The 8,427-nt window shown below is 46.4% G+C and carries 7 protein-coding genes and 1 pseudogene; 2 read left to right on the forward strand and 6 right to left on the reverse strand.

The features are described from left to right. The first annotated feature begins 17 nt into the window (after positions 1–17). Positions 18–467, forward strand: a complete 450-nt coding sequence (gene ndk, locus AC3A14_RS13435) for a nucleoside-diphosphate kinase (protein WP_318733343.1) — start codon at positions 18–20, stop codon at positions 465–467. A gap of 147 nt (positions 468–614) precedes the next feature. Here ndk and AC3A14_RS13440 read toward each other — a convergent pair whose 3' ends face one another. The 6 genes from AC3A14_RS13440 to AC3A14_RS13465 form a co-directional block, all read right to left on the reverse strand. Then, positions 615–1,835: a cation:proton antiporter domain-containing protein gene (locus AC3A14_RS13440; protein ID WP_318733342.1), complete on the reverse strand. Its 1,221-nt coding sequence runs from the start codon at positions 1,833–1,835 to the stop codon at positions 615–617. A gap of 192 nt (positions 1,836–2,027) precedes the next feature. Then, on the reverse strand, positions 2,028–2,465 hold the full coding sequence (locus AC3A14_RS13445; RefSeq protein WP_318733341.1) for a type II toxin-antitoxin system VapC family toxin: 438 nt from the start codon (positions 2,463–2,465) through the stop codon (positions 2,028–2,030). Positions 2,466–2,477: 12 nt separating this feature from the next. Further along, a complete protein-coding gene (locus AC3A14_RS13450) occupies positions 2,478–2,732 on the reverse strand; it encodes a hypothetical protein (protein WP_318733340.1) in 255 nt (84 codons plus the stop codon). A 318-nt stretch (positions 2,733–3,050) separates the two neighbouring features. Next, entirely contained in the window at positions 3,051–4,709 is a 1,659-nt protein-coding gene (locus tag AC3A14_RS13455; RefSeq protein WP_318733339.1) for a hypothetical protein, read from the reverse strand. Positions 4,710–4,797: 88 nt separating this feature from the next. Beyond that, entirely contained in the window at positions 4,798–5,745 is a 948-nt protein-coding gene (locus AC3A14_RS13460; RefSeq protein WP_318698092.1) for an ABC transporter ATP-binding protein, read from the reverse strand. A 115-nt stretch (positions 5,746–5,860) separates the two neighbouring features. Next, positions 5,861–7,261: a dihydroorotase gene (locus AC3A14_RS13465; RefSeq protein ID WP_318733338.1), complete on the reverse strand. Its 1,401-nt coding sequence runs from the start codon at positions 7,259–7,261 to the stop codon at positions 5,861–5,863. Positions 7,262–7,450: 189 nt separating this feature from the next. Here AC3A14_RS13465 and AC3A14_RS13470 point away from each other — a divergent pair. Continuing rightward, positions 7,451–8,368, forward strand: a pseudogene (locus AC3A14_RS13470) (aminopeptidase P family protein); the annotation flags it as partial. Positions 8,369–8,427: the final 59 nt, after the last annotated feature.

The following is an 8,427-nucleotide window of genomic DNA, read 5'->3' on the forward strand; positions in this document are numbered from 1 at the left end:
CTAAAAAGGAGATCGCTTTGGAACGTACTTTTCTAGCCATTAAACCCGATGGTGTACAACGAGGATTAGTGGGTAACATCATCAGTCGCCTGGAAAGCAAAGGCTTTACGTTAGTAGGCTTAAAGTTGATGAATGTCAGTCGGGAACTAGCCGAGCAGCATTATGCTGTGCATAAGGAACGGCCCTTTTTCAGTGGTTTAATCGAGTTTATTACATCTGGCCCAGTAGTCGCCATGATCTGGGAAGGGGACGGAGTTGTTGCATCAGCACGGAAGATCATCGGTGCAACAAATCCTTTAAATGCAGAACCCGGAACCATTCGGGGCGATTTTGGGGTCGATGTTGGCCGAAATCTGATTCATGGTTCAGATGCTATCGAAACGGCTCAAAATGAAATTAACCTATGGTTTAAGGAAGAAGAATTAGCTTCTTGGGAGCCGAGCCTGATGTCCTGGATACGGGAATAGGCAATAGGCAATAGGCAATAGGCAATAGATAATAGGAAATGTCCTAATATCATTTCTATTTAATCTTGCCACGAATTGATCCTTGAGAGGCAATTGGCTCTAAGCCCCTTGTTTAATGGGAACTTCATATTTCCTATTGCCGCTAGATTACGGTTTGCTCAGAAGTTTTGGCCCGCTCCACTGAATGCCGATCGCCCCTAGGGGGGCAGTTACAATTATACTCAAAACGGCGATCGCTAAAATGGTTTGTCCTGTTACTTCTGTCATTGAGGTCATTTTACCGTCATAAAATAAACTCAGGGGCACTGCACCAATGGCTGCTTGTACTGTTGCTTTGGGCCAATAGGCAATGATGCAAAAGAGCTTTTCTTTACGGTTCAAATGGCACTTGAGTAAGGAAAGCCATACCCCCACACTGCGAGCGAGTAAGCCCAAAAACAGAATCAACAAGCCAATCCCCAATACTTCCACACTGATTTGATTCAGGTCTACTTGTGTGCCAATATAGACAAATAACAGGATTTCCGCTAACACCCACACTTTACCAAATTTTGCCGCCAGTCGATGGGCAAGAGTATCATATTTTTCCAGAATGATAAACCCGATCGCCATAATTCCTAATAAACCGGCGATCGGAATGAGGTTTTTCACCGCATCGACTTCGGTAAACTCATAAAAGAGCACCGCAATCATCGTAAATATAATTACTTTTTTGGTATCCCGGATATGATAGCGCTTAAAGAACCATACCAAGCCAAACCCAATCCCCGCCCCAATGGCTGCACCCACGAAAATTCCCAGGGGAACACTCACCAATACATGGGTTACATTTAACGATTCACCCGTCGCTAAACCAACAAAAACACCAAAAATAGTAATAGCAAATACATCATCCACCGATGCACCAGCTAATACTAAAGTCGGCACTTCTTTGTGTTTTCCCCAACCCGCATCCTTAAGTTCGAGCATGGATGGCACAACCACGGCTGGGGAAACGGCTGCTACAATAAACCCCAGCATTCCCCCTTCAATCCAGGTTAAATGTAAGAGAAAATGGGATAGCAGTAAAATCACGCTGCCCTCAATAATTCCGGGAATACAACTGAGGCGAATGGCTGGCCCACCAATGGTATTTAAGGTAGCGCGATTAATGCCCAAACCAGCACGAATCAAAATCACAATTAACGCGACTGTTTTGAATTCTTTCAAGAGCGCTAAAACAGGATCGCTTACCCAATCGAGAAAACTGGGGCCAATGATTAATCCGGTAGTGACTAATCCCAATAATCCCGGCATTTTGATCTGTATAAACAGATAATAGAAGAGTAGCGATACCAGGATTATTAAGGCGAATTCAAGTAATATCATTTCCCTATATACATGTACGGAACAAGGGGCTGAAGCCCTTTGCCCCTCAAGGATCAATTAATGCAAACATTTAAGGATTTGATACAATGCGAAGTTTGGGGAATAGGCAATAGGCAATAAGGATGATGTTTAAACCAATCTATCGTAGGGTGGGCAGGACAAAAGTCATAGAAGTTGAATACCATTGCTACCTCACCTGCCCACCTTACCGGCTGTCCAATCTTCTATTGTTAGTCCGGGAACCTGCTGGAAATCCCGTTGGTTGCGGGTGACAACTCTAGCACCTGTCGATAGGGCAATAGCTGCAATCCGCATATCTTTTTGCAGCCGATTTTTGCGTAATGGAGGGTTGTCTTTTAAGAGTTGTTTTAAACACTGGTCAGCTTCGGGTGTAAAGTCAAGAATTTCCAGAGTTTTTAAGAAATTTAGGGTCATGGAGAGTTTGGCATATAATGCTGGCAGATTATTGATCTGTGAGGGGTCGTTGATTCTCCCGACCCAACCGTTGAAGAGTTCTTGGACAGTAATAATGGTAACCGCTATCTGGTTTTTGTCTGTGTTGGCTGTTAGTTGGGGATGGTTGTAGAGAATTAAGGAAACACAGTCCGTATCTAGAATATATGGAGACACTTTGAGTTGCTCCTACTGGTAATAGGAGGGATCGACTTCTGAGTTATCTTCTGAATTGCGTTCGGCATGAATGGAGTCCATAATCACTTCAAAGTCAGGGTCATCTCTAAATATACCAGCAAATCTTTCCCATTCTTGTTCGAGGTGCGGGGGGTTTGGGGCTGTGATTTGGGATAAGGTTTGTTTGATTGCGGTGAGTTCTTGTTCTAAGGTGGCGACTCTGGTTTCTAGGGGATGAAGTTGCTCGGTTATGGATGGATGGGCCATAGCTGTTTGGGATGGGTTGGGTGTGTCGAGACTATTGTAACGTCGGCAGGGCAAAAGTTGTAGAAATTGAATACCATTGCTGTCTCACCTGCCCCTACAGGATAACCAATTAAAAATTAAAAATGGATTTGTATGGGTGAGTTGGTGGGGTGGGGGCGGGTTTCCGCTTCGCGGACATGAATAGAGAATTGATTTGTGGGTATTCTATATTTGGGTATAACCCGCCCCTACAGGATAACCAAAAACCCCTGCCCAGATCAAAGGGCTAGGGGAATTTAAAATCAGAAACTGCTTTAATTCATTCTTCTCGATCGCCGATTAAGCATGACCCAAGGCTTTAGAGGCCGAAACCCCCGCTTGTCGCAGTTGCCGCGAATATTGGGTGCTAACTAAACCGACAACTGCCCATTGGGTTAACACGGAGACCATGACGGTCACGGCTGATGCATGGTTGAGGGCTTCCCAGGGAAAGATAGTAAACATCCACACAAGGGGTATATTGTGAGGCTCGGCAGACAGAACCAGGAATAGAAGTGGAGGTAAAGTAATAGACCCACCGATCGCTGCGGTTGCCCAAATTCCGCTTTTCTTGGATTTCATCATCATCATCAGTTGGGCAACACTGGCATAAACGAGCAGGACAGAAAAGCTCAATAACAGGTTGAAGATCCCATGGATAACATTGCCCTCATCTCCGGGCCACATTAAAATCCAGGGTAGGATAATCAATTGAGCTTCGACTAAATTTAAGGCGATCGCTAATAGAGCTGGACTTTTATCTCCAGATATCAGGTCTTGAAATAGCCCCTGATGCCGAGTTTCCGACATATGGCGATACCGTGCCCAATCGACACACACCTGTCTTTGAGGAGATAAAGCGGCCATTAATCCCGCAAAGAAAATTAGGTTGAAAACCAGCAAACAATAGAGATTTTCAAACTCATGTCCATGGGGAGCTAAACCCAGAGTAAAGACGCTGAAGCATCCGGTTAACCAAAAGGACTGTTGTTTGCTGATTAAAGTCTTATTGGGATTGCGGAAGCAGCGATCGATTACCAGCCAATTCCAGGTTATCCATACCCCGCAAGTCACCACCATGGCTATACTTAAGGTCACCACGGTCTGACCAATAGGCAGAATAAACCAATGCCAGTCCATCGAATGATCCAGCAAATCGATTAAATCGTAATTAAAGAGCTGAATATGATCCAACCATTTTTTCTCAATGAGATAGGGAATTAAGCTAGAAGGCGAAACCAGTTTCAGGACATCAATGGGCGCATCTTCGACGCGCATCAGGGATGTGAAAAACAGAAATGCTGTAACCAAAGCACCGCCTAACCAAGCTTGGAAGCCACCCATCCAATGACTGACCAAACCGAAGAGAATGGAACCACTGAAAAAGAAGGCACTACAAGCCAATAGCACTCCATAATAGAGAGCAAGTAATCCTAGGGGCATATCTAGATTTATCGCTGCCCACAGATGGAGGGGAAAAGCCAGGAAACAACCAAAATAGAGTAAGCTGGGCGCTCCGAGCAGTTTACCCATCAAAATTTGTTGGGTAGACTGGGGACTCAGGCGAATAAAATTGAGGGTTCCCTTGCGCTCTTCTCGGTCAAGGTCACTAATAATTAAATAGGTTCCCCCTACCAAGAGGGCAAACAAACCAACCATAGTTAACCAGACAAAGAGATCTGACCACCAAAGTTGCCAGTTAACTTCAGGATTGCCGAACCGATCCATTAAACAACGTAACTGGTGATAATAGTATTCGGCATTGCCTCCGGTACAATAGCGGTGATATTCGCTATAGCGATTGGGTAATTCATTAAGGAAGCCAAAGAGTACCAAGATTTGGGTAAATAAAGACATACCACCGGCAACCATGATGTTCCGAGTCTTAAACCGGCCTTTGAGTTCTCGGAATAATTGGGGGTTGATCTCCCCAATTGTATTCATTAAATCTAGTCTCATCGTCATATATCCTTTATAGGGGGCACAAGGTTAGATCTGTGAACATAATAGATATCTGCATATCCAATTACAGATGTTCGTCCTTAGATTAAGATGCTTGTTTATGACCCAGTTTCAGGAAGATGGTTTCTAAGTCTTCCTGAGTGGCGTAAAACTCAGTTACCGGTAAATTCGCGCTCACGAGCGATCGCAATAACTCGGCGCTCTCTTCTGGGGTTCCGTTAAAGTTGACCCGCAAATGACCGGATGAGAGAGTTTCCCATCCATCCACTTGGGAAAATTGTTTAAGTTCTGTAATCAGTGCATCTTGAGATCCTAGGGTTGCGATCGAGATTTGTTGACGACTTAGCCGTTGATACAAATCCTTTAGGGTTGTACTTTCCACTAAATAGCCCAATTCCATGATTCCCACAGACGTGCAGAGTTCTGCCAAGTCACTGAGGACATGGGAAGAAATTAAAACTGTCATTCCCGCTTCTTGGAGAACTTTAATAATTTCCCGAAACTGCATCCGCGCAATGGGGTCTAATCCCGAAACCGGTTCATCAAGCAATAAAACAATAGGTTCATGGATAATGGTTCGGGCTAGGGAAAGTCGCTGTTTCATCCCCCGCGAGAGGGTGGAAATCTGACTATTACGTTTATTGCCCAGTTGTACCAGTTCTAGCACATCATAGAGGCGTTGCCGACGGCGCGGGTCTTTGAGTTGATATAAGCGGGCAAAATAGTCTAAATAATCCCAAACTGTTAGATCGTCATAAACCGGGAAATCGTCCGGTAGATAACCAATACGCCGTTTTAGGCTGGGGTTAGAATGGTCTCTGAGGAGGCGATCGCCATTAATATAAATCTCACCTGTTGTTGGCTCTTCAGCCGCTGCCAACATACGAATTAAGGTCGTTTTCCCTGCACCGTTGGGGCCAATCAAACCATAGACTTCACCACGTCCGACTTCTAAATCTAAGTCGTTGACTGCAATATGACGATCAAATTGCTTGGTCAGTCCAGAGGTACAGATTGCCAGTTCTTTTCCCATAATCCCTAATTTAAAGCTTAAGTATCAGCCTAGCCTGTAGGACTGGGATTTGGCAGTATTGTTTCCAAAAGTGTAACGGGTTCGCTCAGTGAACGGTTTGATCTCAATTTTAAGGTTAACGGCCTAGGGTTTGATTGGCGATCGCCGGCTGTAATGAGGGAAACTTATTTGACTTTCCAAGAGTTACAGAAGAGGGATTCATATCAAATCGGTGAATCACCCGACCCTGTAAAGTATGATGCAACCAAGGTGTATTCCCTGCGAGGGATGTCAGAGTCGTGTTATCTGGAGTCCAAGATACTTGAGGGTCGAATACAATCAACTCTGCGGGTTGCCCCACCTCGAAACTTGGTGGCGTTTGATGTAAGCATAAAGCTGGATGGGTACTTAAGCTGCGCCATAATTGGACAGCTGAGAGTTCTCCCGTTTCTACTAATCCTTGCCAGAGTAGGGGTAGAGCTAATTCTAAGCCGATCGCCCCTGCCGGAGCCGTTTCAAAGCCGACTGTTTTTTCTTCATAAGTATAGGGCGTATGGTCAATGGCGATCGCATCGATCGCACCTTGGCTCACCCCCCCAATCAAGGCTTCTCGATCTTCAGGATTGCCCAAAGGAGCCGTTAAGCGGAAACTGGGATCGTAGGGAGCAAAATTATACATCGACTCCATTCCCTGGCCAGATGAACGGCGATCGCCGTGGTGATGGGAAGAAATGGCCTCCGTATCCAATAATAAATGCATCCAACTGGTACTTGCAGTGACCGGAAGTCCTCCCTCCTTTGCTTCTTGAATCAACTGTACAGACCGTGCAGTAGACACTCGCATTACATGGACGTGGGTTTGGGTTTGGGCGACCAATTCTAGAAGTGCCGCCAATGCTGCGGTTTCGGCGGCGGCGGGAATTCCGGGTAAGCCTAACTGGGTAGACATCAGGCCTTCGCGCATTACCCCATTGGTGGCTAAATCTACTGCCAATGGCCAGATGGCTACCGGTTTTCCTAAGGGCCCGGCATATTCTAATAATCGTCGTAAGAGGAGTAAATTGGCGATCGCTAGGCCATCACTAAACCCCACCACACCCACACTGGCTAACTCCGCCAACTCATTCATCTGTTGCCCTTTCACTCCTTGGGTAAGCGCCCCCCAAAAGGAGAGTTGCACCCCCAGAGACTGAGGCGCTTTCCCTTTCAGCAGAGATACCGTTGCTGGGTTATCGATGGGTGGGTCAGTCGTTGGCAATACACCCACTCGAATAAATCCCCCGGCTCTAGCTGCACAAACTAAAGACTCCAAGGTTTCCCGCTCTTCAAACCCCGGTTCCCCACTTTGACTATATAGATCGACCAATCCCGGTGCGACGATCAGTCCTTGGCCATCATGCACTTCAGTTTCTGGGGGATAGAGATCGATAGACTCACCTATGGCTTTAAGTTTGCCATCATCTAACCATACATCTTGAATCTGGTCGGTTTGGGCGATGGGATCGATCGCCCGCACTTGTTTAAGCAGCGTACTCATGAGAGGTTTAGGCTATGGGAGGATAAGGGAGTAACCCGATCTTGCCCTCTCCCTAAATCCCTCTTCTGCGGGAGAAAGGGACAGGGGGATGAGGGGCAACCCTTTGATCAATGGGAAAATGTTATAGTTGGCTTTTATTTTCCATTGCCCATTGTCTATTGTCCGTTGTCCCTTGTCTACTTTCGAGATATGATTTTGGCATTATCGCGCCGCTCTAACCTCTCTCAACACATTGATTTTCCGGTTGTCCTCTGGTCGGGTCAATCGAGTCCCCGCAATTTTCCAGCGAATGTTTATCCCTTTCGCGCCAATAGTCATTTCCTCTATTTTGCTGGTCTCTCCATTCCCCGCGCAGCGATTCGTTTAGATCGAGGCAAGCTAGAATTATTTGTGGACGATCCTGCCCCAGGTTCGGTATTATGGCACGGCCCGGAACCGACTGCGGCTCAATGGGCAGAACAAATGGGTGCTGATGCCCATTATCCGTTAGCTGCTTTAGCTGAGAGAGCCGAAGATGCCGCAACGCTACCGGTGCAAGATTGGGCAACTCGCCAGCAACAAGCCCAATGTTTGGGTCGTTCTGTATCTCCTCTGGAGGGTCAAGATTTAGAGTTAGCTAAGGCAGTGGTTGAGTTGCGTCTGTGCCATGACGAACCGGCTTTATCAGAAATTCGGCAAGCCGTCGCGGTGAGTGTCGAAGCGCACTTAGCCGGGATGAAGGGGACAACAAAGGCTAGTACAGAGGCTCAGGTGCGATCGCTCATTGAAAGCGTATTTATTGCCCATGAAATGACTCCAGCCTATTCAAGTATTGTCACGGTTCATGGGGAAATTCTACATCACGATCGCTCTCCTCATCCCTTAACCCCTGGAGATTTATTGCTCGTAGACGCAGGAGCCGAAACTCTGGGGGGATGGGCATCGGATATTACCCGCACTTGGCCGGTGAATGGGCAATTTTCTCCCACTCAACGGGCAATTTATGAGGTTGTTTTAGCTGCCCACGATCGCTGTATTGCTCAAGTCAAACCCGGTCAAGAATACGAGGAAATCCACTTAGAGGGAGCCTTGGCCATGGCAGAAGGATTAGTGGATTTAGGCATTTTAATTGCCCCGTTCCTTTACCCACAGATTTAGTCGTAAATCCTTGCTCGAAGATGCGTTCT

This window comes from Roseofilum sp. (genome assembly GCF_982964205.1).